At 58.6% G+C, this 26,586-nt stretch carries 23 protein-coding genes and 1 pseudogene; 7 read left to right on the forward strand and 17 right to left on the reverse strand.

The features are described 5' to 3' along the window. Positions 1-568 (reverse strand): annotated as a pseudogene (locus B1400_RS09975) (IS1/IS1595 family N-terminal zinc-binding domain-containing protein); the annotation flags it as partial. Between the two features lie 318 nt (positions 569-886). On the opposite strand from B1400_RS09975, the gene B1400_RS09510 reads away from it, so the two are divergent. Further along, the gene (locus tag B1400_RS09510) at positions 887-1,600 is read left to right on the forward strand and encodes a hypothetical protein (protein ID WP_133064646.1); all 714 of its coding nucleotides are present in this window, start codon (positions 887-889) and stop codon (positions 1,598-1,600) included. Between the two features lie 862 nt (positions 1,601-2,462). On the opposite strand, the gene B1400_RS10165 is transcribed toward B1400_RS09510, so the two are convergent. Continuing rightward, positions 2,463-2,639 carry a DNA topoisomerase gene (locus tag B1400_RS10165; RefSeq protein ID WP_133064654.1) on the reverse strand — a complete coding sequence of 59 codons (177 nt, stop codon included), beginning with the start codon at positions 2,637-2,639 and terminating at the stop codon, positions 2,463-2,465. 83 nt (positions 2,640-2,722) lie between these two features. Between B1400_RS10165 and B1400_RS07700 the strand changes: the two genes are divergently transcribed. Next, the gene (locus tag B1400_RS07700) at positions 2,723-3,262 is read left to right on the forward strand and encodes a peptidylprolyl isomerase (protein ID WP_095613833.1); all 540 of its coding nucleotides are present in this window, start codon (positions 2,723-2,725) and stop codon (positions 3,260-3,262) included. 120 nt (positions 3,263-3,382) lie between these two features. On the opposite strand, the gene B1400_RS07705 is transcribed toward B1400_RS07700, so the two are convergent. From B1400_RS07705 to B1400_RS07715, 3 genes are all read right to left on the reverse strand, one after another. Continuing rightward, a complete protein-coding gene (locus B1400_RS07705) occupies positions 3,383-5,722 on the reverse strand; it encodes a RelA/SpoT family protein (protein ID WP_095613834.1) in 2,340 nt (779 codons plus the stop codon). A gap of 86 nt (positions 5,723-5,808) precedes the next feature. Then, on the reverse strand, positions 5,809-6,279 hold the full coding sequence (gene dut / locus B1400_RS07710; protein WP_095613835.1) for a dUTP diphosphatase: 471 nt from the start codon (positions 6,277-6,279) through the stop codon (positions 5,809-5,811). Continuing rightward, entirely contained in the window at positions 6,279-6,572 is a 294-nt protein-coding gene (locus tag B1400_RS07715; RefSeq protein WP_026645078.1) for a DUF4193 domain-containing protein, read from the reverse strand. Before B1400_RS07715 ends, dut begins: the two co-directional genes overlap by 1 nt. A 160-nt stretch (positions 6,573-6,732) precedes the next feature. Here B1400_RS07715 and sepH point away from each other — a divergent pair, with 160 nt between their 5' ends. Beyond that, on the forward strand, positions 6,733-7,740 hold the full coding sequence (gene sepH / locus B1400_RS07720) for a septation protein SepH (RefSeq protein WP_095613836.1): 1,008 nt from the start codon (positions 6,733-6,735) through the stop codon (positions 7,738-7,740). Between the two features lie 112 nt (positions 7,741-7,852). Here sepH and B1400_RS07725 read toward each other — a convergent pair whose 3' ends face one another. Beyond that, positions 7,853-9,121 (reverse strand): alkaline phosphatase family protein, encoded by a 1,269-nt coding sequence (locus B1400_RS07725; protein WP_095613837.1) that lies wholly within the window; start codon positions 9,119-9,121, stop codon positions 7,853-7,855. 299 nt (positions 9,122-9,420) lie between these two features. Between B1400_RS07725 and B1400_RS07730 the strand changes: the two genes are divergently transcribed. The 4 genes from B1400_RS07730 to B1400_RS09520 all read left to right on the forward strand — a co-directional run bounded on the left by B1400_RS07730 (position 9,421) and on the right by B1400_RS09520 (position 13,010). Continuing rightward, the gene (locus tag B1400_RS07730) at positions 9,421-10,125 is read left to right on the forward strand and encodes a LytR/AlgR family response regulator transcription factor (RefSeq protein ID WP_162288200.1); all 705 of its coding nucleotides are present in this window, start codon (positions 9,421-9,423) and stop codon (positions 10,123-10,125) included. Between the two features lie 14 nt (positions 10,126-10,139). Further along, positions 10,140-11,030: a hypothetical protein gene (locus B1400_RS07735; RefSeq protein ID WP_133064647.1), complete on the forward strand. Its 891-nt coding sequence runs from the start codon at positions 10,140-10,142 to the stop codon at positions 11,028-11,030. Further along, complete coding sequence (locus tag B1400_RS07740; protein ID WP_095613840.1) at positions 11,027-12,082, forward strand: ATP-binding protein; 1,056 nt, start codon at positions 11,027-11,029, stop codon at positions 12,080-12,082. Before B1400_RS07735 ends, B1400_RS07740 begins: the two co-directional genes overlap by 4 nt. Positions 12,083-12,368: 286 nt before the next feature. Next, positions 12,369-13,010, forward strand: coding sequence for a hypothetical protein (locus B1400_RS09520; protein WP_133064648.1), 642 nt, complete (start codon positions 12,369-12,371; stop codon positions 13,008-13,010). A 367-nt stretch (positions 13,011-13,377) separates the two neighbouring features. Here the strand turns inward: B1400_RS09520 and B1400_RS07745 are convergent, their stop codons facing one another. From B1400_RS07745 to B1400_RS07795, 11 genes are all read right to left on the reverse strand, one after another. Beyond that, entirely contained in the window at positions 13,378-15,834 is a 2,457-nt protein-coding gene (locus tag B1400_RS07745; RefSeq protein WP_095613841.1) for an ATP-binding cassette domain-containing protein, read from the reverse strand. A gap of 53 nt (positions 15,835-15,887) precedes the next feature. Beyond that, positions 15,888-17,348 (reverse strand): Hsp70 family protein, encoded by a 1,461-nt coding sequence (locus B1400_RS07750; protein ID WP_095613842.1) that lies wholly within the window; start codon positions 17,346-17,348, stop codon positions 15,888-15,890. Positions 17,349-17,384: 36 nt separating this feature from the next. Further along, positions 17,385-18,137 carry a hypothetical protein gene (locus B1400_RS09525; RefSeq protein WP_133064649.1) on the reverse strand — a complete coding sequence of 251 codons (753 nt, stop codon included), beginning with the start codon at positions 18,135-18,137 and terminating at the stop codon, positions 17,385-17,387. Next, the gene (locus B1400_RS09980) at positions 18,134-20,080 is read right to left on the reverse strand and encodes an Hsp70 family protein (protein WP_095613856.1); all 1,947 of its coding nucleotides are present in this window, start codon (positions 20,078-20,080) and stop codon (positions 18,134-18,136) included. Before B1400_RS09980 ends, B1400_RS09525 begins: the two co-directional genes overlap by 4 nt. Positions 20,081-20,187: 107 nt before the next feature. Next, a complete protein-coding gene (locus B1400_RS07765) occupies positions 20,188-20,718 on the reverse strand; it encodes a type III secretion system chaperone family protein (RefSeq protein ID WP_095613844.1) in 531 nt (176 codons plus the stop codon). A 225-nt stretch (positions 20,719-20,943) separates the two neighbouring features. Continuing rightward, a complete protein-coding gene (locus B1400_RS07770) occupies positions 20,944-21,408 on the reverse strand; it encodes a DUF1810 domain-containing protein (protein ID WP_095613845.1) in 465 nt (154 codons plus the stop codon). Next, positions 21,392-21,955 carry a type III secretion system chaperone family protein gene (locus B1400_RS07775; protein ID WP_095613846.1) on the reverse strand — a complete coding sequence of 188 codons (564 nt, stop codon included), beginning with the start codon at positions 21,953-21,955 and terminating at the stop codon, positions 21,392-21,394. The genes B1400_RS07770 and B1400_RS07775 overlap by 17 nt, the downstream gene beginning before the upstream one ends. A 207-nt stretch (positions 21,956-22,162) precedes the next feature. Further along, positions 22,163-23,257: a type III secretion system chaperone family protein gene (locus B1400_RS07780; RefSeq protein WP_095613847.1), complete on the reverse strand. Its 1,095-nt coding sequence runs from the start codon at positions 23,255-23,257 to the stop codon at positions 22,163-22,165. 11 nt (positions 23,258-23,268) lie between these two features. After that, positions 23,269-24,297 (reverse strand): hypothetical protein, encoded by a 1,029-nt coding sequence (locus tag B1400_RS07785; protein ID WP_133064650.1) that lies wholly within the window; start codon positions 24,295-24,297, stop codon positions 23,269-23,271. Positions 24,298-24,336: 39 nt separating this feature from the next. After that, positions 24,337-25,794 carry a type IV secretory system conjugative DNA transfer family protein gene (locus B1400_RS07790; protein ID WP_095613849.1) on the reverse strand — a complete coding sequence of 486 codons (1,458 nt, stop codon included), beginning with the start codon at positions 25,792-25,794 and terminating at the stop codon, positions 24,337-24,339. Between the two features lie 11 nt (positions 25,795-25,805). After that, entirely contained in the window at positions 25,806-26,576 is a 771-nt protein-coding gene (locus tag B1400_RS07795) for a hypothetical protein (RefSeq protein ID WP_095613850.1), read from the reverse strand. Positions 26,577-26,586 lie beyond the last annotated feature (10 nt).

Consider the following 26,586-nt stretch of genomic DNA (forward strand, 5'->3'; position numbering starts at 1 on the left):
GGGCCGGCAGGTCAGATCCTGTCTGGTGTCGCGCTGTATGTGGATCAGGCATCGCTGGATGCGCGTGCCCGGCCAGCTCTCGGCGCAGGCCCTTTGGATGCCCTTCATGCCGTCGCATACGAGCACGTCGGGCGGCGCGATCTGCGCGAACAGGGCGTTGTAGGCGGCGGTGCTCTCGCGTTCGCACCATTGCCAGGCGAGCACCTCGCCGCCGTTGGCGTCGATCGCGGTCAGCAGGCACCAGCCGTTCATGTAGGTGCCGTCGGCCACGACCACGTGATGCACCACGCCGTCGGGGATGATGCGCGGCGACAGGTCCCAGCACCATGCGCTGCGGCGGCGGAAAGTGCGCGCGTCGCATTCCAGCCGCCGCTGTGGGGAGGCCTCGAAGCCAGTCGAGGAATAGGCGCAGCACGGACTCGCGGCTCCTCGAGCGTACGGTGGCGGTCGTGGTCGCCCTGCAGGCGTCGCACTGCCAGCGTTGACGACCGGTGCGGTCATGGCCGTTCTTGCGCATCGGCAGACGACAGATCGGGCATTTGCGGGCTCGTTTCGATCGTGTTCTCATGACACAATCCAACGGCCTCGAACCGGTACGAAACGCGGCTATTTACGCCAGACCCGTAAATGACACCCCGACACGCCTACTGCCACAAGGACAAACCCGCAACATAATCAACACAAAATGACCTATATGCCGCAAAACACCTGTTCAGGGAGCATCAGCAAAACTGGAATCCTCATGATCAGGCACCACAGAGGCAGTCACGCCGATCGTTCCGAATATGGTTCGTCAGATCATAATCGCGGCGCATGCCATAATGCCCTCCCATCATTAATGCGAATCGTCCTTTGCCGTGGATGATGAGGGAGCCATTGTCTCATTATGACGGCAGGAAATCGAATTCACTTATCAAGCGATTTGGTCAAGTATATGTTTGAATCATTAATGGAGTATGCACCGGTCTCATTCAATGAGACACACACGAATACCTCGCTCGAGTATGAAACTCACTCCGCGCTCCTCATCAACAGCAGGGGAGAAGTCGAACTTCTTTCTGATTTCCGCTGCGAAAACTTTAATGTTGACATGTTCGCCCGCGAGGAGGCGGCGCACGTTGGCGTCGTGGCGAGTGTTTTGGCGAATAATAGCTTCCATCCACAACCGCCCGTCATCTTCAAGTACCGTCCGGTTGCTTCACCTCTTATTCAAGGAGCATTGCCAAACCTTGCCGGTTTTGATGACGGGTTGACCGCCACACAGGCGTGGACTGAACAAGTCCGCTTCACGGCTTCGCTCTTGGATCAGCTCGGACTGCACGATGGCTTTCACTCGGTGCGGATGCCAGACGAACGCGCGGAGGCTCGCTTCGACCTGCAATGGGATATGTCTTGCCGTGCTCCACATCGAGGAGGGCTCATTCTTCTATTGCGGCGGTCAACATCACCTCCTTCAACCATGGGACACCGCACCAATCAGTTTCCAGCCGCATTCGGTGGAGCGTCGTCGTTTACCTTCGCGTTCCACGTATTCGCTTCGGATCAGTTGCTCCATCACGTCCGTTCTAATGGTTGGCGCGTCTATGCCTCTCAAGTGTGATTCGTTGTCGTCCAACGCGGCTTTCAGCTCCTTGTCTTGATATAGCGGCTGGCATGTTCCATCGCGACGAGCGGAATTGCTTCGGCATGAATTGTGGGGGAAGCTTAGTTTCCCCTTGTGCCAGTCGCGCACCATCTCTTGGCATGGGCGAGGAGCACGACACCAGTGTGTAGATTGACTGCGATGATTCCCGTCTTTCAGATCTTCCTCGCCATCGCTTGTTGCAGTGTCCTCCGGTTTCGCGAGTTCGATGCTCCGCCAACCGGGTTCGACTGGTTGGTCGCAACGGCTGGTCAACCGTCCCCTCCTGTTCACTGAATCGCTCAGTTATTTGCGGGTGCGACGCTCGGTATTCTGCGCTGATGTCTGCCAGTGACGGTTGTCACGTCATGCACGCAGTCGCCGCCGACCACGTCCCCATGCGGCATACCGCGTGAGTCGGTCCGAACCGTTCATCCTCGGTAAGTTCCGAAAGCAATTCACTGTTTGTTTTTGGTGTGGGGCAGGATTGCGGTATGGTCCGCGACTTTTCCGTCGTTCACTGCTAGTTTGAGGTGAAAATTTTCCGGCTTGGTATTAGTGTCGAGGAGCCCCTGCTTGCCATCCTCGACGGCGTGAAGTCAAGGTCCTCGTATATAATATATTAGATATTGATATGCGTATAGATGGTCAGATTCTTCTCATAGAGACTTTGCAGGGAAGTCAAGGTTCGCGCGATAAACTGTAGAGCTTGCTCATGTCCGTTTGAAGGTTGGGCAGAGAGTAGAAACTCGGCGGTCCGTCATGCTGGTGTTTTGCGTTCCACGGTTTTGATGTTGAAGGCGAAGTCCGGTGAGTTCACGATACCCAGTAGCACTTCCGCCTATTCGTGGTTGTCAAAGTGCTGGCTGGTGAGTTTCCATCCACACATAGACGCGATGATCTTCCAGTAGAGCATGGACTCGTGCGATTCAATCTGGCGGTCACGACCCACAATTATCTTGAGGGTTTGGGTCTGTATCCGTCCTACGCTGAACCGTGTGTTTGTATACGAGACTATAGGTGAGCGAGTCGTTCATGCCGATTAGCGATAACGATAGTAAGGGTTCCACCCAGTCTGGTACACATGAGAAACTGGGATATATGACCACTATTATCATGCACACCTCCGAAGGTGATATCACAATCAACCTCTTCGACGACAAGACGCCGAAGACCGTCGACAACTTCCTTGGGCTTGCGAGCGGCAAGCGCACATGGCGCGACCCGTTCACGGGCGAACAGTCGAATGAGCGCTTCTATGACGGCCTGACCTTCCACCGCGTCATCAAGGACTTCATGATCCAGGGCGGCTGCCCGCTCGGCACCGGCACCGGCGGCCCCGGCTACGACTTCGACGACGAGATCGTCCCGACGCTCAAGTTCGACCGCCCCTACCTGCTCGCTATGGCGAACGCCGGCCTCGCCCGCGGCGCCGACGGCAAGCTGCACGGCACGAACGGCTCGCAGTTCTTCATCACGACGGTGCCGACGCCGTGGCTCGACGGCCACCACACGATCTTCGGCGAGGTCGCCGACGAGGCCTCGAAGGCCATCGTCGACAGGATCGACGCCGTCGCCACCGACGCGCGCGACTGCCCGCTCGAGCCGGTCATGATCGAATCGATCGAGGTCAAGGACTGACGTCCGCGACCTGCGGCACGCGTAAGCGCAAACGGAAGGGAGGCGAACACCCCATGGCGGGGTGTTCGCCTCCCTTCCGTTTGCGTTCGCATTCGCGGCGTCGTTCGGGCTCGCCGCCGCTCAACGCTGCGCGTCACGACCGTCGCGGATGCGGCGCATGCGCGGCTGGGCGGAATCCTTCGCGCCGGTCAGCCGGTAGACGTCGAAGACGCCGTCGATCTTGCGCACCGCGGACAGCAGCGTGTTCAGATGCTGCGGGTCGGCCATCTCGAAGCTGAACTGGCTTGTGGCCACACGGTCCGAGCCGGTCGCGATCGAGCCGGAGAGGATGTTGACGCCGTGGTCGGACAGCACGCGCGTCACGTCGGACAGCAGATGCGGCCGGTCGAGCGCCTCCACCTGGATGCGCACCATGAACAGGCCCTTGTCGTTCGTCCACGACACGTCGACGACGCGTTCGGGCTCGCGGCGCTTGAGGTTGATCATGTTGAGGCAGTCGACCCGGTGCACAGAGACGCCCTCGTTGCGCGTGATGAAACCGACGATGCTGTCGCCGGGCACCGGCATGCAGCACTTGGCGAGCTTGACCCAGATGTCGGTGACGCCCTTGACTGCGATGCCCGGCCCGGAGCCGCCGTGGCGGTGCTTCGGCACGCGCAGCGGCAGCATCTCCTCTTCGGCCTCCTCGGCCACCTCGTCGCTGCCGGCGTCCTTGACCAGATGGGAGATGACGTTCTGCGTCGAGACCTGTCCTTCGCCGATCGCCGCGTAGACGGCCTCGACGTTCGGCAGGTTGAGGTCGTCGGCCACGCCGACCATCGCCTCGGGCGTCAGCAGCGCGTTGACCGGCAGATTGCGCTTGCGGATCGCGCGCGTCAACTCGTCGCGGCCCTCCTCGATCGCCTCGGTGCGCCGCTCCTTGCTGAACCACTGGCGGATCTTGTTGCGCGCCTTCGGGCTCTTGACGAAGCTCAGCCAGTCGCGCGACGGGCCCGCCGTGTCCGACTTGCTCGTGAGCACCTCGACGGTGTCGCCGTTCTCGAGCGTCGTGTCGAGCGGCACGAGGCGCCCGTTGACGCGCGCGCCCATCGTGCGGTGGCCGACCTCGGTGTGCACGGCGTACGCGAAGTCGACCGGCGTGGCGGCCGCCGGCAGCGAGACGATCTTGCCCTTCGGCGTGAACACGTACACCTCGGCCGAGCCGAGGTCCTCCTTGAGCGAACCGAGGAACTCATCCGAGTCCGGCGTCTCGCTCGTCCAGTCGGCGAGCTGCTGGATCCATTTGAGGTTGTCGGCCTCCTCCAGCTCCTGCCTTCCGCGTTCGCGATCCGCCTTGTCCGGCGTGCTCAGCGCGCGTCCGGCCTGGCCGTTCGCCTTGTACTTCCAATGCGCGGCGATGCCGAACTCGGCGCGCCGGTGCATGTCCCATGTGCGGATCTGGATCTCGACCGGCTTGCCGCCCGGGCCGACGACCGTCGTGTGCAGGCTCTGGTACATGTTGAGCTTCGGCATCGCGATGTAGTCCTTGAAGCGGCCCGGCACAGGGCTCCACCGCGCGTGCACGGCGCCGAGCACGGCGTAGCAGTCCTGGATCGTGTCGACGATGATGCGCACGCCGACGAGGTCGTAGATGTCGGAGAAATCGTGGCCGCGCACGATCATCTTCTGATAGATCGAGAAGTAGTCCTTCGGACGCCCGGTGACCATCGCGTGGATGCCCAGATCGCCCAGATCCTCGTTGATTTCGGCGATGATCTGCTTGAGGTAGACCTCGCGCTGGCCGGCGCGGTGCGCGACGAGCATGACGATCTCGTTGTAGATCTTCGGGTAGAGGACCTTGAAGCTCAGCTCCTCGAGCTCCGTCTTGATCGCGTTCATGCCGAGGCGGTTCGCCAGCGGCGCGTAGACGTCGAGCGTCTCGCGCGCCTTGCGCTGCGCGCTCGACGGCTTGACGTAGCGCCAGGTGCGCGCGTTGTGCACGCGGTCGGCGAGCTTGACGACGAGCACGCGCACGTCGCGGCTCATCGCGACGACCATCTTGCGGATCGTCTCGGCCTGCGCCGAGTCGCCGTAGTCCATCTTCGTCAGCTTCGTGACGCCGTCGACGAGGCCGGCCACTGTGTCGCCGAACTCGGCGCGGCACTCCTCGAGCGTGTAGTCGGTGTCCTCGACCGTGTCGTGCAGCAGGCCGGCGGCGACGACGAGCGGGCCCATGCCGAGGTCGGCGAGGATCTGCGCGACGGCGAGCGGATGGATGATGTACGGCTCGCCGGATTTGCGGCGCTGCGTCGAATGCTGGAGCACGGCGCGACGATAGGCGCGCGAGAGGATCTCCATCTCCTCGTCCGGATGGTGCTGCCTGCAGATCGCCAGGATCGGGGCAAGCGGATCGAGCGGGTTCTCGCTGATCTCACAGCCGAGCATGTTGGCCGGCTGCATCTCCTCGTCCATGTCCGCCATCGTCCATGCTCCTCTCTCGTCGACGCGTCGTCTTCCCACGGGCGTCATTTCATTCTACGCGCGGCACGCCGGGCGACGGCGCGCGCCTACGCCCCGGTCGATCCGAAGCCGCGTTCGGCGCGGTCGGAGCCCGGCAGCGCCTCGGCCGGCACGAAGGTCGCCTCGACGTAACGCTGGATGACGAGCTGGGCGATGCGGTCCCCCGGTTCGAAGACGGCCCGTTCGTGGGCGTCGAGGTTGATCAGCGGCACCATGATCTCGCCACGGTATCCGGCGTCAACGGTGCCGGGCGCATTGAGCACCGTCACGCCCTGTTTGGCCGCCAGCCCCGAACGCGGATGGACGAGCGCCACATAACCCGCCGGCAGCGCGATGCGCACGCCGGTGTGCACGAGCGCACGCTCAAAGGGCCCCAGTTCCACATGTTCGGTCGTGCTCAGGTCGGCGCCGGCGTCGCCGGCGTGCGCGTAGCGCAGTTCGACCGGATGGTCCGGGTCGACCGGGCAGACGAGCACCTCGGTGGATTCGGGTTCGTTGTATGCGGGGTCGAAGCTCATCAGGCCGCGCACTCCTTGCACACCGGCTGGCCGTCCGGCGTCGTGTACGCGAGCTGGCTGCGGTGCTTGACGAGGAAGCATTCGGAGCAGATGAACTCGTCGCCCTGCATCGGGATGACGGTCACCGACGCGTCCTCGTTGCTCAGGTCGGCGCCGGGGAGCTCGTAGTCCTCGGCGATCGCGTTCTCGTCGTCATCCATGTCGGTCGCGGAGTTCTGCGAGCTCTTGCCGAGCGCCTGCAGCGACTCCTCGTCCTCGTCCTTGTTGCGCGGGGAATCATAATCCTGTGCCATAGCGATTCCTTTCATCGATTGATGGCGGCTTATCCATTGCGACGCACCATACAATACATGGTTTTCCCCGCATAGGATACACGATGAAACCGTTACGCAAAATCCGACACGTGGGGCACAATGGAAAGCGTTCACATTCTGGATGAAAGAGGTGTTGGCTATGGCAGGTGACTCCTACCCGGTTGCACGGTTCGACCACATCACGAAGACCGGTCTGCTGGTGTTCTCCGTGGACGGGGCCTCCTTCGCCGTGGACATCGACGAGACGCTCGAGCGCGCACTGCTCGAGGCGAAGCAGATCAGATCGGAACGGCACGTCGAGGAGGCGCCGCAGCAGCAGCGCACGTTGCCGATCTCGCAGATCCAGGCGCTCATCCGCGCCGGCATGGAGCCCGATCAGGTCGCCGAACGCTACGGGCTGAGCCCGATCCTCGTGCGCCGCTTCTCCTCGGCCATCGAATCGGAGAAAAGCTACGCGATAGAGCAGTTCCTGCGCGTTCCGGCACCCAAGGAGTCGCGGATGCGCGCGCTCGGCGACGTCATCGAGCGCACATTCGCGGCGGCGCATGTGCGGCGCGACGAGGTCGAGTGGAAGGCGACGCGGCGCGGTCTCGAACCGTGGCGCATCACGGCCTCCTTCACATCCGCCGGCCACCCGATCCACGCGGAATGGTCGTGGAACATGCACGACAACTCGGTCGTGTGCATCAACAACGCCGCGCGCAAGCTCATCGGCGAGACGGATATGACGGCCGCCGCGCCGAACGGCGGCGACGACGTGCCCGACGACGCGATCCCCTCATCGATCTCGCTGCCCGGGGACTCGGCGCGCTCCGCCCGCATCGAGCAGACGGTCGCCGCTTGGAGCCAGTCCCGCGATACGCCGACGGCGCAACAGCAGCCGGCTGCGCCCGCGCCCGACGTCGCGGCTCGGCCGCAGCCGGCGCAGGAGCCGGCGCCAACGCCGCAGACGGACGTCCCCGAACCGCACGCCGGGACGCCGCCGCAACCCGATGCCGCCCCGTCCGCATCCCCCGGCGACGCCCCGTCCGATGCCCCATCCGACGAGCCGCATGCCGACGAATCCAAACCCGGCCGCCGCACCGATCGCCACCGTCCCCCGGTCCCCAGCTGGGATGAGATCATGTTCGGCAAGCCGAAGGCGTAGCCGAACCGGACGGCACTGCCGGCAAGCCGAAGGCGTAGCCGAACCGGACGGCACTGCCACTTCAGCCCCCTCCCGTCGGGCGACATTGCAGCGTAACCGAACCCTCCTGTTTTCAGGCCATGTCGATGATGCACGGGATGTCCATCTCGAGCATCGTCTGCGAGCCGTGCACGCCCGGCATCGCCATCGCGAGTTCGGTCTGCGTGCGCGAATCGACGATCGTCACGTCGTCGGCCGCCTCGACGACGAGGTCGCCGAGCACCTGCCGCGTCTCGTCGCTGACCGGGCCGTAGAATCCGGCGTTAATCGCCTCGTCCTTCGTGCGCACCCAAGCGAGGCCGTCGAGTCGTGCACGCCAGCGCGAGGAGAGCATGTCCGCGTCGGCGCCGTCGGCCGCGTACACCATGACCGAGCGTGGTTCGCCGCCAATCATCCTCACGCCATCGAGAAGCTGTGGCTCGGCGGCGACGTCGATCTGATGCTCCGGGTCGACGGCGACCATGCCGTGGTCGGCGACGACGACGATTGCGGTGCCGCGCGGCGCGAGCCGGCGCAGCGTCTCCAGCTGGCCGTCGATCCTCTCGAGCGTCGTCGTCCACGCCTCGGAGCGCCACCCTTCGGCGTGCCCGGTCTTGTCGACGTCGCGCAGATACAGGTAGGTCAGTCCCGGCTCCTTCGCGCTGTCGGCGGCCGCGCGGATGCGGGCGAGCGGATCGTCCTTGCCGATGTAGTGCGCGCCGCGCAGCGCCGCCCGCGTCAGCGGCGACGCCATGAACCGCGTCAGGCCGACGCTTGTGACGCGCACCTCCTGCGCCGCGAGTTTCTCGAACACCGTCTCGACGTGCTGCAGCTCCTCGGGATGCGGCGCGCCGCGGAACTGGATGAGCTGGCAGATCTCGTCGGTCAGCGGGTTGCGCTGCGTGTATCCGGTCATCGACGTCAGTCCCGGGCAGGTGCCGGTGCCGAAGGTCGCCATCGCCGCCGTCGTCGTGCTCGGCGAGCATGTGGAGATCGGCCGGTCGTTCGCCTCGTCGTGCAGCAATGCGCGCAGGTACGGCGCGTGGCCGAGGCTCATCTTGAGATTCCAGAAGCCCAGGCCGTCGACGAGCACGACGATCGCGCTGCGCGCCTCGGGGATGCCGAGCGCGGCGGCGAGCGCCGCGGGCTCTTCATGCACGGCCGTCGTCGTCGGCGTGCCGATCGCCGCGCTCAGTGCCGGCAGCACCGACGACAGGTGCAGTGCTCCCCCGCGCGACGCCGTGTCGGCCGGCGTGAACGGCGCTGGCACGTCGCAGCGTCGTGTCGTGTCGATCGTGTCCCCGTACTGCGCGGTGGGCACGAATCGTAGGAGGGTCGCGATATCCGGAACGTCGATGCTCATGGTCTCCATTCAACCGCGGTTGCCGGACGCGGGCGGCCACGCCATACGTGATGACGACGTCGGCCGCACATAGCAGCCATGTGAGACGGCGATGGTTGTACGATGTAAGAAACGTACGGGTTCATGTCAGAACCGTCATGGCGAACCATGACGATAGAGGCATGGCGGCCGACATTTCTGACGCATGGTCGGGAGCTTATGACGTCGAGGCATGTCGGGCGTGTCCGGCGTTGTATAACGATTTCCGCTTATCGGTGCTAGTGGAGAAGGCTGGTGGGCACGAGCAGGAAAGGGAAATCATGTACCGTATCGCGATTGTGGATGACGACGCCGAGCAATGCGCCGGGCTGCACGACATGCTCCGGGACCTTATCCCCGCCGAGCTTGACTGCGAGATCGGCATGTACGCCAGTCTGGGCGAGCTCGACGGGCGGCAGGTGGACATCGTCTTCGCCGACATCTGCCTGGGCGACGGCGAGAACGGCATCGAGGAGGTGCTGCAGATGTTCGCCGACCGCTCTGCCGTGCAGGTGATCTACGTGACCGGGCACGTCGAATACTGTTCGGCCGTCTACGACACGCGGCACATCGGCTTCCTCGTCAAGCCGGTGCGGCGTCAGGAGCTGGCCGACGCGTTCCACCGTGCGTTGGGACGGCTGCGCGACCTGCGCGAGCAGCCCTTCGCCGTGCGCTTCAACAACACGTCGTACGTCGTCCGGCCCGCGCAGGTCATGTATGTGGAAAGCAAGCTGCGCGTGGCCGTCTTCCATGGCGAGAACAACAGCGCCGTGCGTACGTACATGAAGCTGTCCGACGTCGCCGAACGCCTGCCGTCGCGCTTCCACCGCTGCCATTCGAGCTATCTGGTGAACTTCGACTTCGTCGACGCGATCACGAAAAGCGATTTCGTGCTGACCGACGGCACGCATGTGCCGATCAGCCACCGCCGCTGGCCCGGCTCCAATGACGCCTTCGAGCGCTACATGGTCAATCCGGACGAGTGATGGACGGGCATCATATGCTGGATTCCTTCACGCAATGGCTGCCGCCGTTCATGCTGTATTTTCTCGTCGTGGCCATCCGGATGCATGAGATCATCCGCATGCTTCCATGCAATACACTGGCGCCGAGGCTCATTATGCTGTTGTCGTTGCCGGCGGCATTGGTCAGCCCCACCTTCGGTTTCGTGCGTACGAACGCTGGCACGTTCATCACATGGGCCCTGCTCAATTTCGCGATGTACGTGGTCATTCCGTTGTGGTATTCACGGGGACCGGTGCGTGCCCGCCTGTACATGGTCGTGCATCTGTCCTTGATCTTCCTGAGCGCCTATCTGCTTGTCCTTGCCCTGGAACGGATCCGAACTTCTCCGGATCCGGGCACAGTCTCCCCGCTCATGGACCAGGCGTGCAGGATGGTCATGGAGATCGGCTTCATCCTCGTGGCATGCCACACCACCGACCGATTCGCGCAACGTATCATTCCGAGGGCCGGCAAACCGTCCTTCGACTCGTTCCTGTTCTTTTCGGCGCTGCAATGCTTCATGATCGGCGTCGCCGTACTCGTCATCAGCATGCGCGGCGTCTCCGACACATGGTTCGTGCTCCTCACTTTCATCCTGTCGGTCCTGTGCCTGCTGGTCGATGTGATACTCGGCACCATCATCTGGAGGGAACACGATATGCGTGCAAAACAACGTGAAGCCGACGCCAAACAGATCATCCTGGATTCGTATCTCACGGGCTCACAGCAGATGCTGCAGCGTGCGGAAGCCATGGCGCAATGCCGTCATGACGCACGCAACCAACTCTCCGTCATCCGCATTCTCGCCGAACGTGGCAAGACGACGCAGGCTTTGGAGCATATCGAGGCGCTGCGCGCCAATTGCAGAAGGAACATGCAGCGATGACGTTCACCACATGGGCGCAATCATCCGGCGGCATCCTGCAGGCGCACGTCGTCAACTGCATCGTCATCGCGCTGGCGCTGACTCCTCTCATCGTCGTCGCGCTCATCGCCCTTCCCCGCATGTTGCAGGATGTGCAGAGCATCCGCCGTATATTGCATGCGTTGTTTCCATTGACGCAGGCGGCGTTCATCAGCGTGCAGCTGTACTATGCGCTGACCACCGGCGATTGGGCATACGCTGCGGTGCTGATCTGCTGTTCATTGGCCTGCGCGCTCATCGACATGACTCTCGTCAAGCATCTAATCGCCTCCGAACAACGCGATCAGCAAAACGACCGTCTGCATCTGCTCGACCTGCAGACTGAGGCGCAACGGCAGCGCATGCGGGAGCTCGACAAGGACACGGAAGGGATGCGCGACGACTACCGTCGATTCCTGCGCAAACTGGACGATCTGGAACAGATGCTGCAGCATGGGTCGGCCGCCAGCCAGATGGAGCATAGCGTTCAGGACGCCGCGGACGCGCTGTGCGCGCACACCACGCGCTTCTGCGACAATCTGGCCGTCGACGCGCTGCTGTCGATGAAGATGCAGGAGGCACAGCGCAACGGCATCGATCTGCATTGCGACGCGCAGGTCGGCAAGGTCACGCCGCTGAGCGACGTCGAGCTGTGCGCGGTGTTCGCGAATCTGTGCGACAACGCATTGCACGCCTGCCAAGGGATACATGCGGACGAAGCGGGTGGCGCGACGGACGGCAACGGGATGGACGGCGACGCATGCTCCGCAGCCGTCGAGCGGCCCTGGATCCGCGTGCGGGCGCGGATCGACATGTCGCATTGCATGGTCAGCGTGACGAACCCCTGCGCAACAAGCCCCCCGCGACGTTTCCATCACGGAGGACGTTTCGATTCCCGCGGACGTTTCCGCCGCCTTACAATCCCCGAACACGGCTGGGGCCTGCAGATCCTCGAATCCATCGCCGCACATCACGGCGGCACGTTCAGCTCGGCCCGCGTCCACGACCGTTGGCTCGCGCTGTTCAGCTGCTAGCGCTCCGTCGGGGCACAGATGCTTCATCAACGGCGTCCGTTGACCTGAACTTCCCCTGCAGCGCGCCGTAGACGTCCTTTAGATTGTTGAACATCTCCAGATAGAGGACGGGACTCCGAGCGCATTACGCGCCCCGCGATGAGCCGACTCACTTTGTGGGGCGTGCATACACATTCCACTTCTTACGTCATTCCCACCATTTCAAGCATGCGAATCTCTTCCGAGGTATTCGATTACGACAATATGAGATATCCATCTTGGAATCAATCCTAGAGAAGGAAACGTCATGCTCGAAGACAGTATCACTCGGGAAAATAGACAAAAAAACGACCCTGTTCTTGTTAAACACGAGTGCCTCTCTTATATAGATTCGAGCATAGTCCTCAATACCATAGCCTCCAGCGAGGAATGGGTATGCGACGAGCACGTCGATTCCGATTTTCATTATTCTTCGCTCAGAAAGTATTCTTCGCTCAGACTTAGAGTAGCTGAATCGAACCGCACCTATTACTTCAGTTTTTCTGATAAAACATTTACCGCATCCATTGGCCGCCAACCTTACGGCTTAGCGGACGAAGCAAAGAAAGCAGTACCAAAAGAAGACATCAATCGCATTAATCAGCTCTTCAGTGATATTGAGAAATGCTATAGGCAGCAAGTAATGTCTGTAGGCGCTGCGGATGGCGCCAAAAAGACGATGTGGTGGAGCATTGGCTTCTTTCTTTTTGCTTTATTTTGCAACAAAACATGTAACCGTCCACCATTTTATGTCAGCATGATTTTTGCCGTGATCAGCGGCATCGCATGCGTGTCATCGTTCTCCAATACGATGGACCATAATGAAAGCAAAGCATGGATGCCGGCAACCGCCTCGGTGATTTGCATCATCGCATTCCTGATGATGATCCTCGCTCCGACCCATTACTAATGGTATCGTCATGAAGCGTGCTGAGAGCGCATGAGACTGGAAGGACGCGTTCACTTGCCGCACCCCAGTGAAATACCCACTTGGCGCGCCTGATCGTCTGCATATCGCACAGGCGGTCATCTTATACATCACATCCATATAAGACGCAGGGCATAAGCTCGTTGCAGCATTCCCCCAACGCAAATGCTGCAACGATCCCAGAAATCCGCATGTTTCGACTTCCATGGACGTTTCCGCCGCCGTACGATTCCCGAACGCGGGAGACCCGCAGATTCTCGGCTCAATCGCCGGGTGACGGCAGGGGGCAGTCCAGCTCGACCCGTGTCCACGACCGCTGGCTCGCACTATTCAGCCGCCGGGGCGCCGGCTAGCTCGCCATCATGTCGCCGAAATCATCGGTCAGACGAGTCCAGGCGGAGGGCAGGTTGTCGAACAACTCGCCGGTATACTCCCGCGCATTGTCGAACATGGTCCATAGCACTCCCGTATACATCAGGTACGCAAGCGCGCCGAGGAGCGTCAACGTCAGCAAAGCCATGCCGTATCTATCGGCCACAGCGGACAACCGTCCGCGAACCACGGCAATCGTCTGGCCGCCCGATGCGGAGAATTGACGCGCGTTGCGCCTTACCAGCACCAGTATCGTCATGACCAACAACAACAGGCTGATAAGCCAGAGCCATATCAGGCTCAGCATCAGACTCTGCACGGAGGCTTCGTAATGATCCTTCACTTCCGATGTCGCACCGATCTTGCCGAACAGATCGTTCAGCTGCGATATCGCACCGAGGCCGTCCAACGACCATTTGCAGCTGATGAGGTAGCTCAGTTTTGCCGCCACGCCATCCAGATTGAAGACGATGCCGCTGAACACGATCTGCAGCAGCACCAACAGCGGAGCCACCAACATGGGATTTTTGAATACGGCGCTGGCCAGCAATCCCATCACCATCGCGGATTCCGCACAGGCGTATATCACGGCGAACACGTCGAATCCACGTTGGATGATGTCATGCTCCACAACGCCCGTCATGGATGTGAACACTGCATATAGTATGCCGCTTTGCACCGCGCATATCACGGATTGGATCACGAAGACCGACAATACATACGGAACCGTTTTCAGGCCATGGTATTGCTCATGGGCAAGCAGATCACGGTTCGAAAACGCATTGATGCTGCTGAAGATTCCAACGAAGAACGCGCCGGCCGAGTAGGTGAACATCATCGATTTCGTGAAATACGGTTCGGCATACAGCTTTTCCGCATCCGACACGAAGCCCATGATGACGCCGATGACCAGCGGAATCGCCATCTGCAGCAACAACGCTCCAGGGGTATTGAACCGTTGCCGAATGCCGCGTTTCAGATTAACGAAGAACTGGCGTATGCCGCCCGCACGCTCAACGAGGATATCTCCCTCCATCAAATGCGAAGAAGCCTTCTCCGTAAGCAATCGAGGCGCTCCGCAAACCTGCTCATACCCCTGTTTGTCACCAAGACACGTTTTGATCTTCCTGAAGCTATCGTAAACTTTCTGTCTTTCATTCTTGCCAGCACCCACGGAGTCAAAATCCGAAAGACGACCTGAATAGTAAACGAAACCTTTGAATTTCTTTATATTATATTTATTCTTCTTTTCAATCTTTTCTCCCACAAAAATGACCTGATCGACTAGTTCGAGTCCTGATTTAGCTATCACTGCGGGGTCTTCAGGGGTGAGCGTATCCAGATCGTGGGTGACGAAAATCACCGTGCAGCCGGAGCGCGCGATGTTCGCGAGCACCATATACACGAATTCCGCTGACATACCTGGGTCCAGTGGCGACGTCGGTTCATCAAGAAACATCACTTTGGGTTCGGCGAGCAACGCGCACGCGATCGCCACACGCTTGCGTTGGCCACCGGACAGCTCTTTGATGGTTTTCGCCAAGCACTCGTGAATCTCCAGATCCTGAACGACCGCAGCAATCTTGAGCTTCCTCTCCTTGGATGACCACGTTTTCGGACACCGCAACTTAGCCGTATAGCGCAGTTCCTGCAACACCGTCAGATCGGCATGGAGCAGATCGTCCTGCGGCAGGTACGCCATGCAACTACGCAATTCTGCCATTTTGTCATAATATGATGAATCGTTTACCAGTACCTTGCCGGCTGTAGCACATTCCTTACCACTCAACGCTTTGATCAGATTGGTCTTCCCGCACCCGCTTTTGCCGACAATCGCCGTGACAGTGCCCGGCAGGAACGAGACGTTGGCATCCTTCAGCAGATGCTCTTTCCCCCCTGACTTGTTAATGACGATGCGATTAAGATCGACACCTTGCAGCACTGCTCCCACCGCACAGGAAACGTATCGTGTTCCATGCCATTGGACAATGAGCCTGCTGCCTTGCCGGCCGAAGCGTTCTCCAGCAACACCTTGCTCAGCGCTCCATCTCAATTGGCATTCCGATACCGCCACCGCGTACTGCGTCTCAAGATGCCGCTGTATCGTGAACAGACCATTGCCGAATACCGCCAGATCGTCCGCATGACCATCAGCATACGGATGTGACGGTTCAGAGCACAGCTCCTGGAAAACCGGCTCGCCGCTGTCCTCCCGCGCCTCTTGCAGCAGTTTGCGCCAATCCCCTACTGCCGTGATCCCAGCGGTGCTATTCGATCGGCACAGTACGCATCCACGTCGAAGATTCCTTCCTCGCTGGACAAGCGCGGCATACAAGGTGCCGATATTGCCGACCTCCCGGGGCCAGTCGTCCCACGATGACTCAAAATTGTGCTCCGTAGGCGCCTCTCCAGACGCAAACAGATATACATACATCCTTCACTCCGTTCATACAGTATGGATGGTTCCGCATAATTACCAGCTATGTCCTAGTGGCTCGATGAATCCAGAACGTTCACCTGCGCCGTGACAGAATCACCCATCTTCGTCTGCGCCTCGGCATGCAGGATGCCATTACGGTCAAGCGTAAGCGTCAAATCGAACGGCGTGCCCTTGGGGTACTTCGCATGAAATTTCAGATCAACGTCGAGAATAGGATCACCATGCTTATCTGGATCAAATTGAACATGCTCCGAATACTCGTCAATCGCGTATATACGAATTGAGACCCTGTCTCCATCGTCGCGAGTTATATAAGGCTCTTTCGAGGTAATTGGGAGCTCTGCACCTCGCATGACATGTCCACAGAGATACTCCACATTCTCGCCATTTCCAAAAGCTCGATGCGCATATGTGAATGGGGCCTTTAGCATGATTGAAGTGTTTCCCTTTTCATCATCCTGCGCGTAGATCGCCGCACCGTATGCGATGGCAAGCTGAGGATTCTTCACCTCAACGGAAATATCCGGATGCCGTGCGCAGATGCCTTTCATAATCATCGGCATTGACGAACTTCCACCTACACAGATGATCTCATCGACGCGACCGCACTCTGCCAACATGCTGTCCATGAAATCAAGCGCACGGTTCAATAGCGGCCTTGCTCGTTCCTCAAATTCTTCCCGTGTCACAACGATATTGTACTGAAAACCTTCATGCTGCACGGATACAGGCACTTTTTCACTATTCGTGAGCAGAATCTTAAGTTGTTCTCCCCATCGCATCAGTTCGGGAGAACCATGTCTATCCAAATCGATGTTCTCCTGCTCTCGGGCATTGTCTATAATCAAATCAGCCGCAACATCATCGAAATTCCTTCCGGCACACATAATCGTGTCGCTTTTCTCCTCCACATATGGAACGCCTCCATTATTCGTTTTCCTCACAATAGAACAATCTAGCGTTCCACCACCCATATCAAAGACGAAAATAGTTTTAGAATTACGCTTTACAATGTCTTGTTCATACATATAATAAGCCGCCGCCACCGGCTCTTTAATCAGACGGATATCCGCAACATCGATACCGCTGACTTTGGCAACAGTATTTCTCAGCAACTGCAGCTGCGCCGCATTGAACCGTGCCGGAACACTGATGACGAGCGTCTCAATGCTTTCATCCAGCCCCTTCCTCCCAGCCTGCCTCTTTGCCACATCGATAACCTGCTTGATAATCAGCGCCGCCAGCTGATGAGCCGGGATTCGCCGACCATTCACAGGAATATCCTGCCCGAGATACATCTTTATGTCGCGAATCAAACCGAGATCTTTACCGCTACGTTCAGCATCCGTCACATCATATCCAACATGATATTGCGGATCACGTTGTTCCCAGTAATGCACCAATGAAGGAATAGGACCTTGCCCAGGCGCCATCAAATGTTTCGGCGTTTCTTCAATCACCGTCGCAGATTCGGACATTGTCGTACCATAATCAATACCAAGTTTCATTTTCTTACCTTTATCTCAACAAAGATTGTCATTGAATTAATCAATGGTATATTTTTCAACCTTTTCAGAAAGAATTATCTCACCTAGATATCTTATACCGGGACGAAGCATATGAATCGGACATTCATTCAAATCATCAACGAAATAATCATTCAATACTTGTATATAGTCATTATATTCAGACCCATCTTCAGACTGAATCAATTCTGCCCCATAAATCTGTTCCAAAAGGTGCTCCATCTGCTTACAAGCAGCACGCATCGAACTCGACACTTGTTCGACCTGCCTGAAGAGCACATCAACGGGGACATTAATCACATTATATTGCAATTGAAGATATCCATCATACAAATGTTCATATATTCCCACCAAGTATCTCACAGCCTCCGCTTGCGATTCACGAATCAGATTGTCCTCGAAATTCACAACACGTTCGGCCGCGTCCTGCACCCGACGTGAAGCCTGCTTGATATCGCGTGCGGCCTGAGTAATCTCATTACACGTTTCCCCAGTAATTGCACCAGCGCAAGAATCGGAATCCCCAATGCCGGCATTATCTGGAGCAAGCGGCGGCAACGGGGATTCCCTCTGCGCCATATCGTCTATCTCAGCACAGTGTTCCACTACAGAGCTAGGCGTCAATTGATTCCGTTGCACCGGGAGCCGCACACGAATCAACACCTCATTACCGTCTTCCGAAGCCTTACAGTCAAGAATGCACATATCACCAGCAGCTGAGACGACAGTCTTCTTGATTTCTTTTTTATTACGAAATAATGCTATCTTCATTCCTTCTCATTCCTTTTATGACAATTCTTATACTTCTCTCCGGATCCGCATGGGCAAAGCCCATTTCCCGGCGTGCCGGACCAAGTGCGCCCATCGTTGTATAGAGGCGACTTGGGAGGAACGACTTCTGATACCGTCCCCGCCTGTCGGCCAGTCGTCGGGACAGGCATGGGCTCTGCATGCGTTGGCATGATCAAGCTCGCATCGCGGATTTTTCGCAACAGATCCCGCCCCCGAACGGACAACATCGGCGTGGCATCGGTCTGCGCCATGAGATCGCGTTGCGATGCATGCACAATCCCCAAAAATTCCGCGTCGTCATCCCCCAAAGAGGGACGATCGCTAATCAGGAAGACATGTCGCGCATCCCAATCGACTTCCCCATTACCGCTTTGTTCCGCAGCATGGGAAGCCGCAAAACGATTCGCATCAGAGAACAGCCGCATTATGACGCGTCGATAGTCGGACTGATCACCGAGCTCCCTCATCTTTGCTTCGAAGTCCGCTTTGTACATGCACGATTTCACATACAAAGCAACAGTCCACGAAAGAAGCAGCTCTTTCATCCGCTTCGGCACATCGTCGGGAATTATCGAATCGGAGGCATGTTCAAGCACGTAGACAATACCCGGATTGGCCACTCCCACCACATACGCCGTTCGTTCTTCGTGCTCCCAAGGCTCTCCGTCAACAAGCGAATACACCTCCATCCGCTCCCCATGATTCGAATCACCGTTTTTTCGCGAACTCTTCAGCGTATAGAAGCATTCCTGCGGCGACAGCCATGTCTGCCGAACAGTGCATCGCATCCGATCCCACGTCAACTCACTGCCCAGCTTCGACCAATCGGGCTCTTCATTACCCGTCGCTGCAAGTCGCATCTCCTCGAATTTGGAACGTGCGTATATCGCGGCACCGTACGCAACAGCCAGCCGAGGATTCTTTACACCAACGGGCGTATCTGGATGCCGAGCACGAATCCCGTTCGCGACCATCGGCATACACGAACTGCTACCCACGCAGATGATTTCGTCGACATGACCGTACTGCGACAGCATACGATCCATGAAATCAAGCATCAGATCTAGCAGCGGCTTCACTCGCTCTTCGAATTCTCTTCGCGTTGCTTTGATTATGTATTGAAGACCTTCATGCTGCACCAACACAACCGCATCTTCATTATATGTAACTTGACTTACAAGCTGCTCACCCCATTCTATGATTCTCGAATATGTATTATTTTTTAGATCTAAATTTTCCTGTTCTTTTGCATTATGTACCACCAACCGATTCGCCGCATCAACAAAGTTTCTTTCCGCACATAACAACGCCTCAGTTTTCTCTTCTACATATAAATCCGCATCGCCATCCCCTTTTCTTACAATAGAACATTCCGTCGCTCTTTTTCGCACATCGAATACGAGAATCGTCTTGGAGCCTTCTCTCACAATTCCTTGTTCACACATATACAAAGCAGAAGATACAGATTCTTTAATCCAGTATATATTAGAGCAATCGATACCACTAGCATCTGAAATCGCTTTCTGCAGCAGATTCAATTGACGTTCATTACAATGAGCAGGGACCCCGACGACGAGCACATCAACCGAACCGTCCAGCCCCTTTCTTCCCGCTTGTTCTTCCGCAACCTCAATAATATGATTGATAATCATCGCAGCCAACTGATAGGAGGAAAACTGTTTGCTTCCTACCGGCACATCATGGTTAAGACGCAATCTGACGTCACGGACCAAACCGTCGCCATCACGACAATCAGACTCGGTCACATCGTAGCCGACATGCCACTGCGGATTACGATGTTCACAGTAATGCACCAAAGAAGGAACAGGCCCTCGTCCCGGCGGCAACATATGTACCGGCACACCATTTACCATCACCGCGGATTCAGATTCATCCACACCAAAGTGAATTCCCAATTGCATGACTGCACCTCTTATATATCAGCGACTCGAACATTCCCCCAAAACGTCATATGACGCTCGCAACGTAGCTCTCCAGCGTCTGCATGACCTCGTTTCCTTTTCAACGCTCAGTCTCGATCATCCCCATCATCGCGACGCAGCAAACGGTCCAACTCCGGAATCGCGTCAGCGTTTTCGATTGCTTCAATGACTTCTTCAGCGCTCGCCCCCATAAGTGCAACCTTAAGGAATCCGTCACCGTACTTCGCCCACATGGAGGGACCTATCAACGTCAAGAGCCCAACCTCATCTTCTTCCGGAAGATCGTCCCCGATCGGCATCGAAGCCCGGAACTGCGCTTGGCCATCATCGAAGTCCAGCTCAAAGCCGCCTACTTTCATGCCGTATGTGGCACGCTGCAGATACTCGGAGACCTCATGCATTGATTCAATGTCACCTGCATCCGCCTTCACCATGCATGTGCTCGTCGCCACGATTGCCTGCTCGCAGACGCGAATGGTAATCACCAATGCGCCGATCCGTGACGGCGTCTCCATGAGCACGACGTAGGCGTCTCTCCTATCGTCGCGGTGCGGGTCAAATCCTTGCCTCTCGAGATAGTCATAGATACGCATCTCGATTTCTTCTTTTGTGGACATGTGCCCTCCTCAGCATCGATCCGCAAGCTCGCACCTTTGGAGCCCAACGTTTACTTAGAGCGTAACTACACGCCTCTCACCAAAATCGTTCTTCGTAAGAAACGGCAGTGAATATGTAAGAAGCAGAGAGAGTGCGACACCCCTACAAGCATTCCTGACGACAGCCCATAAATCAGCAAACAATCTTCGCTTACCCAGTTCCGTTCTGTCTTACCCCTCCTGCGTTCATCCACGCGACCGAAGCATCGCCAATGTGCGCCGATCGCGGCGACCGTCAAAATACGCGTCGAGCACATCCGCGAACAGCGTCTCGTCTTCGGCGACCTGCGCGAACAACGTCATGCTGGAGCACAATTTCCGCGCGTCGATCGCCGAACCCATCACAATGACCGGATTGCGTTCCTCCACGAGCAGCAACGCCTGCGTGATCTCGCGCAGATGCGCGCCCAATACCGGGTGGTCCAGGAACGCGCGCGCCTCATCGGCGCCATGCAGCGCATACCTACGGGACATCTCGGATTTGCCGAGGCCGCCCAGCTGCGAGAAGATGTACCAGATCCAGTGCGAGCTTTTACGCCCGGCACAAATCTCGCGCAACGCCATATCATAGCTGCCCACACCGAAGCCGATACCGGATTCCTGCGCCTGCACGAATCGCGTCAGATCGTATGCGCTATGCCGCTTCGTCATCGGACGTATCTCCCTTTTGCTCGGCTTCCGCCGCACGCTTGGAAGCCAGCACGCTCTCCAACAGAGCGATCAGCCCCTCATTCGAGCTGCTCTCGGCCGCCTCCTTCGGATCGGCGCCCATGAAAGCCACATTGAAGAAACCGTCGCCGTACCGTGTCCACATCGAAGGTCCCGTCGCGAGCAGCATGCCCAGCATGTCATTGCTCGGCAAAGCGTCCTTGACCAGCAGCGAGGTCCTGAACTGCGCCTCGCCGTCGTTGAAATCGAAATCGAAGGAGCCGATCTTCATTCCGTATGTGGCACGATGGAGGTACTCCGCGACCCTGCACATCGCCTCGGCGTCGTTCGTATCCACTTTCGTCGGGCAGGTGGCGATGACGATGATCAGATCATCCTTGACGATCATCTTGATGACCAATGTACCGACTTTGGACGAGCACGACGTCAACATGAGATAGACGTCGCGGCTTTCGTCGTAGGCCGCATGCAGATCCGCGTATTCAAAATACTCGCGGACGCGTGCGTTCAATTCTTCCTTCGAGAACATGATGATCTCCTTTGATTGCCCTCGGCCCGGAAACCCTTCCCCGGAGCCGAATCCATGTTTCTCCTGTAGCATAAGCACGAGGTTTCCGTGGATTCGCCTTTTCGTAAGAACCGTTGAAATGCATGGAAGAAACGGAAATCGTCATCATATAGCACACACCTGCATCAACGTTGCGCACGTTGGACGAACACATCCCAACCGTCTGTTTTACAGCGATCCCTCATCCGCCTGAATGAACTGGGCGTTCAGATCGTGCGGGAAGGTCAGATCGAACATCGCATCATAAAGCAGCCGGGACTGCGCCGCCGTGTTCACGAAGACGAAGATGCAATAATGCTTGACCCATTCGACGCAATGCGCGCCTATGTCACAGATCATCGATTCGGGACAATCGTCAATGAAAGAAAGATCAAGTCCCATCAGCCCGTGCCCGAACTCGGCCATCTCCTGCTGGCATCGTTCCGCCTCTGCGGCCAGCATCGCCCAGCGCTCTTCGGCGTTGAGACCCGCCGGCGCTTCGAGCATCACGGCCTCCTTGAGAGGCACCCGGAACTCCGGAGGATCGAACAGCCGTTTCGCCGCATACCGCACGATGCTCTGTTTCCACCGCGCGCCGCTCTTACCTTCGATGAGCACGATTGGCTTCTCGGCACCATGGAGCTGATGCGACGCTTCCAGAAAAGAGTTCAGCAGCCGGTCCACCACGTCCGGAATACGCACATCGGAGTCTCCCCAGCGCGCCTCCATGTCGACCCTGCGAATGCGGATGACATCGCTCTCGAACGGATTGCCCTGCTCTGCCCTATCGGGCACATGGCCGTTCCTGCCGGACGCCGCCGCATCGGCTTCCTCGACGCTCACCTTCGGCTCGACGGGCATACTCAGCACGGTATTGAACATGTCGCAATATCGCGCCCAGGCGAACGCGCCGGCGACCAACAGCAATCCGAACGCATAGGGATCCGGCAGCATTTCACCCACCGTCAATGCATACCGAAACTGCGCTTCCCCGGTATCGCAATCAAGCTCGAAGGATCCAATGCGCAACCGAAGGCTGGCGCGATGCAGGAACTCCGCCGCGCGCCGCATCGTTTCCGCATCATCCGTATCGGCATGGTTCACGAAAGGGGTGGTCGCCGTGATGACGCCTTTACGCACCTGCACCGAGGTCGTCAGCCCATACGGAGTCCCACGCAAGTCGAACGACACGAGGAAGCCGTTACGGCCTTTCCTGGGATGGACGACGTCCTGCTGCTTGAGGAAATCGTCGATATACGTTGCAATCGCAGAGTCCGAGATCATGCCGCGCCTCCTTACGGCCTGCCGTAGGCCGAGATCTGCGTGAGTTCGTGGGTCGCATACTGCAAAGCACGTCGCAACGCGACATCACACAGCGGAGCGATGCCCAATTCGCCGTCCACGTCCTCCTCGCGCTCGAGCATCGCGATGACATCATGCGCGCTGTGCCACCCGCGACGCAGGATATCGAGCTCGCCGACCTGCTGCGGCGCATCATCGTCCTCGATCGGCGGTTCGAGACCGTTGCCTGAGGCATGCAGATAGGAGAACGCCGTCAACGTGACGACAACCAACGCCAGATCGGTGCGGTCGTCGTCATCGCGGATCGCATCCACCGTGATGAGGTATCCGCCGTCGATATACTCCCACATCACGCCGTGGAAGACCAGCGGCTCCTCGACGACGAACACGCGCCCCTTCATGCCGAAATGCGTCGACTCCGCGCGGGACAGCGCACGCAGCCCACGCAGACGATCCCGGTTGCCGAGCTGCTCCCATCCGTTGTTGAACAGCGCCGCATGGGCGAGGCGCAATCGATCGTCCGCGCTCAAGGTCTTCGCTACCTGCGCCTCTTCCTCACGCACCGTATCGCGCAGATCGTCGGTCTTCCATGCGAGACGCAGCATGAGCAGCACGGTGCATACGATAATGGCGCCGGCCGTTTGATCGAAATCCTCCAGCATGCGAATCGACGACCACAGATCAAGCATCGACCAGAATACACACGCCAATCCCGCCACGAATCCGAACAAGGCCGCCCCAAAGCAGTCGTCATGCGTCCAGGGCTCCGCATACAGCGCGACGAGCATCGGCACGAACAGCAAGGGGACCAATATCCACAACGACGTCCTGATGATGAGTTCAATAGACTCGCGCGGATCGGTAATCATCGGGAACACCGATGCGAGCACACCATGCTTCAGGCACATCCACCAAGTCAGGCATACGATCGCATAGACGAGCAGATATACGATCGTCGTCCGTAACGAGGGGCGCACGAACTTGGAAAGTCCACGCCGCAGGTTCCGCACCAGATCATGCATGGCAACCACCGCGTATCGAATCGTCTGCATCGCCGCGCATCATTCATCCGTCTCCTTGAACAACATCAGCTGGGCGCTTTCCGTCTTCGCCAGCAGTTCGCTGAGAATCGTCTTTGCATCGGCTACATGAGGTCTGCGGTCATGGTCCACCCCGTCCGTCGGCACTTCAGGCCGCTTCGGCGCCGGCCAATCGGAACGGTCGAACAGCACATCGTACCGGTACAGCTTCAGCACGGCGTTGAGACTGCCATTGACGATTACGAGCGCTTGGTACTGCGGGAATCCCAACAGATCATTGGGCGTCAACAACGCCTCCGTCCGCACTCCGCGCCCGTCGTCGACCTGACGCATGCCCACACGTTTGGAGAACGACACGGCCGTTTGGTAGTCGAAGACGCGGAACACGATGGCGAGTCCGATGTTCGCGAGAATCGTGTCCGCATCCGGTCCGTATGGTTTCGTCAGCGAGGACAGGGCCTGCAGCACGAGATGCATGCGGATGTTGCGGCTGCGGGCGGCGATCATCATCGTCGGCAGCTGCGGGAAGGACTGTGACAATGTGCCGAGCTCCTCCAGCAGGAAGTGCCACCGGATCGGCAGTTTCGCATCGTCGAAACGGTGAGCGAGATGAATCAGGTATTCGCTGATCTGTTCGATGATGACGGCGCCGAGCGTGCCGTACATCTTGTTTTCGTCGGGAATCGTGACGTAGATGATCGTCTTTTCGTCGCCGGTGATGTCGGTGAGACGGAACCCATCGGGGTCGGTGATCATGCCAGACAACGCGTTGCTGCGCGTGATCTTGGAGATGCCGTCCGCGAACACAGCGAAGATGCTCGCCCGCGTATCATTGGCGGCCTTCAGATAGGCGGAAAGCTGCAGGCGCGCCGGCGATTCCTTGTCGAGCATCTCGCACAACAGACCCAGCGTCTCCTTGTCACCCGCCACGGCATGCACCGTATTGAACGAAATGTCCCGGATGTCGCGTTTTTCGAACAATAGCAGGCAGGTGCCGATGAACAGCGAGCGCGCCGCATCCGACCAGAACGGATCGGCGGGGCAGTCCTCGAACAATGCATGCGCGATCGAATACAGCATGCCCGCGGCGCGGTCGCGTTCGGCGGCGTCCTCGGAATGGTGCAGACGGTACGCTTCGCGGAACACGGAGTATCCCATGCTTGAGGCGGGATTGCGCAGGTCGATGAAGACGGTGCGGTAGCCGGCCTCTTCGGCCTGCGCCGCCGTGATACGGTAGATCTCGCCTTTCGGGTCCATGATGACGCCGTTCTCCCCCGCCGCGATGTTGGACAGTACGAGCGGGATCGAGAAGGCTGACGTCTTGCCCATGCCGGTGACACCCAGCGCCAATGTGTGCGCCTCGCTGTCGAAGACGTACGGCCGGTCGTCCTTGAGCAGGACGGGACCGCCATGCCCTGCGCCGAGCGGCACGAGCTGCTGCTTGAGTTCGGACCGTTCGGCCCATCGTTGTGCACGCATGCCAGTCTCCCTTATTCGCCCATGTGTTCGCCTATGGACAGCGCATCGTCGTCGGTCGGTTCGAGACAATCCACGATTGCCGCATCCGCGAGGATGCGCAGCTCATGTGCCGTGCGCGGCAGGTTCCCGTATCCGCTGCGTTCGGCGACGCATTCGTCGAAACGTTCCCGCATGGCGTCAGAAAGCGGTCCGGCCGCACGCTCCAGACGATGCAGTGCATCCTCCATCATCTGCGCATACAGTGCGCGCACATGCTCGACCTCGTCCGCGATGTCGAGGCGGCAGATGCGCCGCGGATGTGCGGCCTTGGCGAGTGCGTCCGGCACGAGGCTCTCCGGCGAGCCGACGAATGCGACCACGCGGGCGTCGGCGGTCCATTCGTTCAGCTTCGAGGCCACCTGCCCTACGAGCTCCTCGTCGATGGAATCGTCCAGGAACCGCAGATCGACGCCGATCGTGCCGTCGTAGCGGTTCGTGTAGGCGGCCGCCGCGTCGACGGCGCGCGTCATCTCCCGCCATTCGACGTCGGACGTTTCGCGCAGCCTCGGCGTCACGAACACGGATTGGTCGGGATTGACGCTGTCCTGCACGCCGTATTCGATGAACAGATCAGCGGCGCGGCGAGTCGTCTCCCGCATCCGCGGGACGTCGAGAGCGCCGACGAGCACAATCGCCGGCATCGGCACATGCAGGACGCTGAACGCCTTGTTCGCACAAATGCGACGTATCAGTGCGGGGAATTGCTTGGGGATGTCGGCGGACATCATCGGTTCTTTGACCATTGTTCGTTCC

This window comes from Bifidobacterium italicum, assembly GCF_002286915.1.
Lineage (GTDB): Bacteria > Actinomycetota > Actinomycetes > Actinomycetales > Bifidobacteriaceae > Bifidobacterium > Bifidobacterium italicum.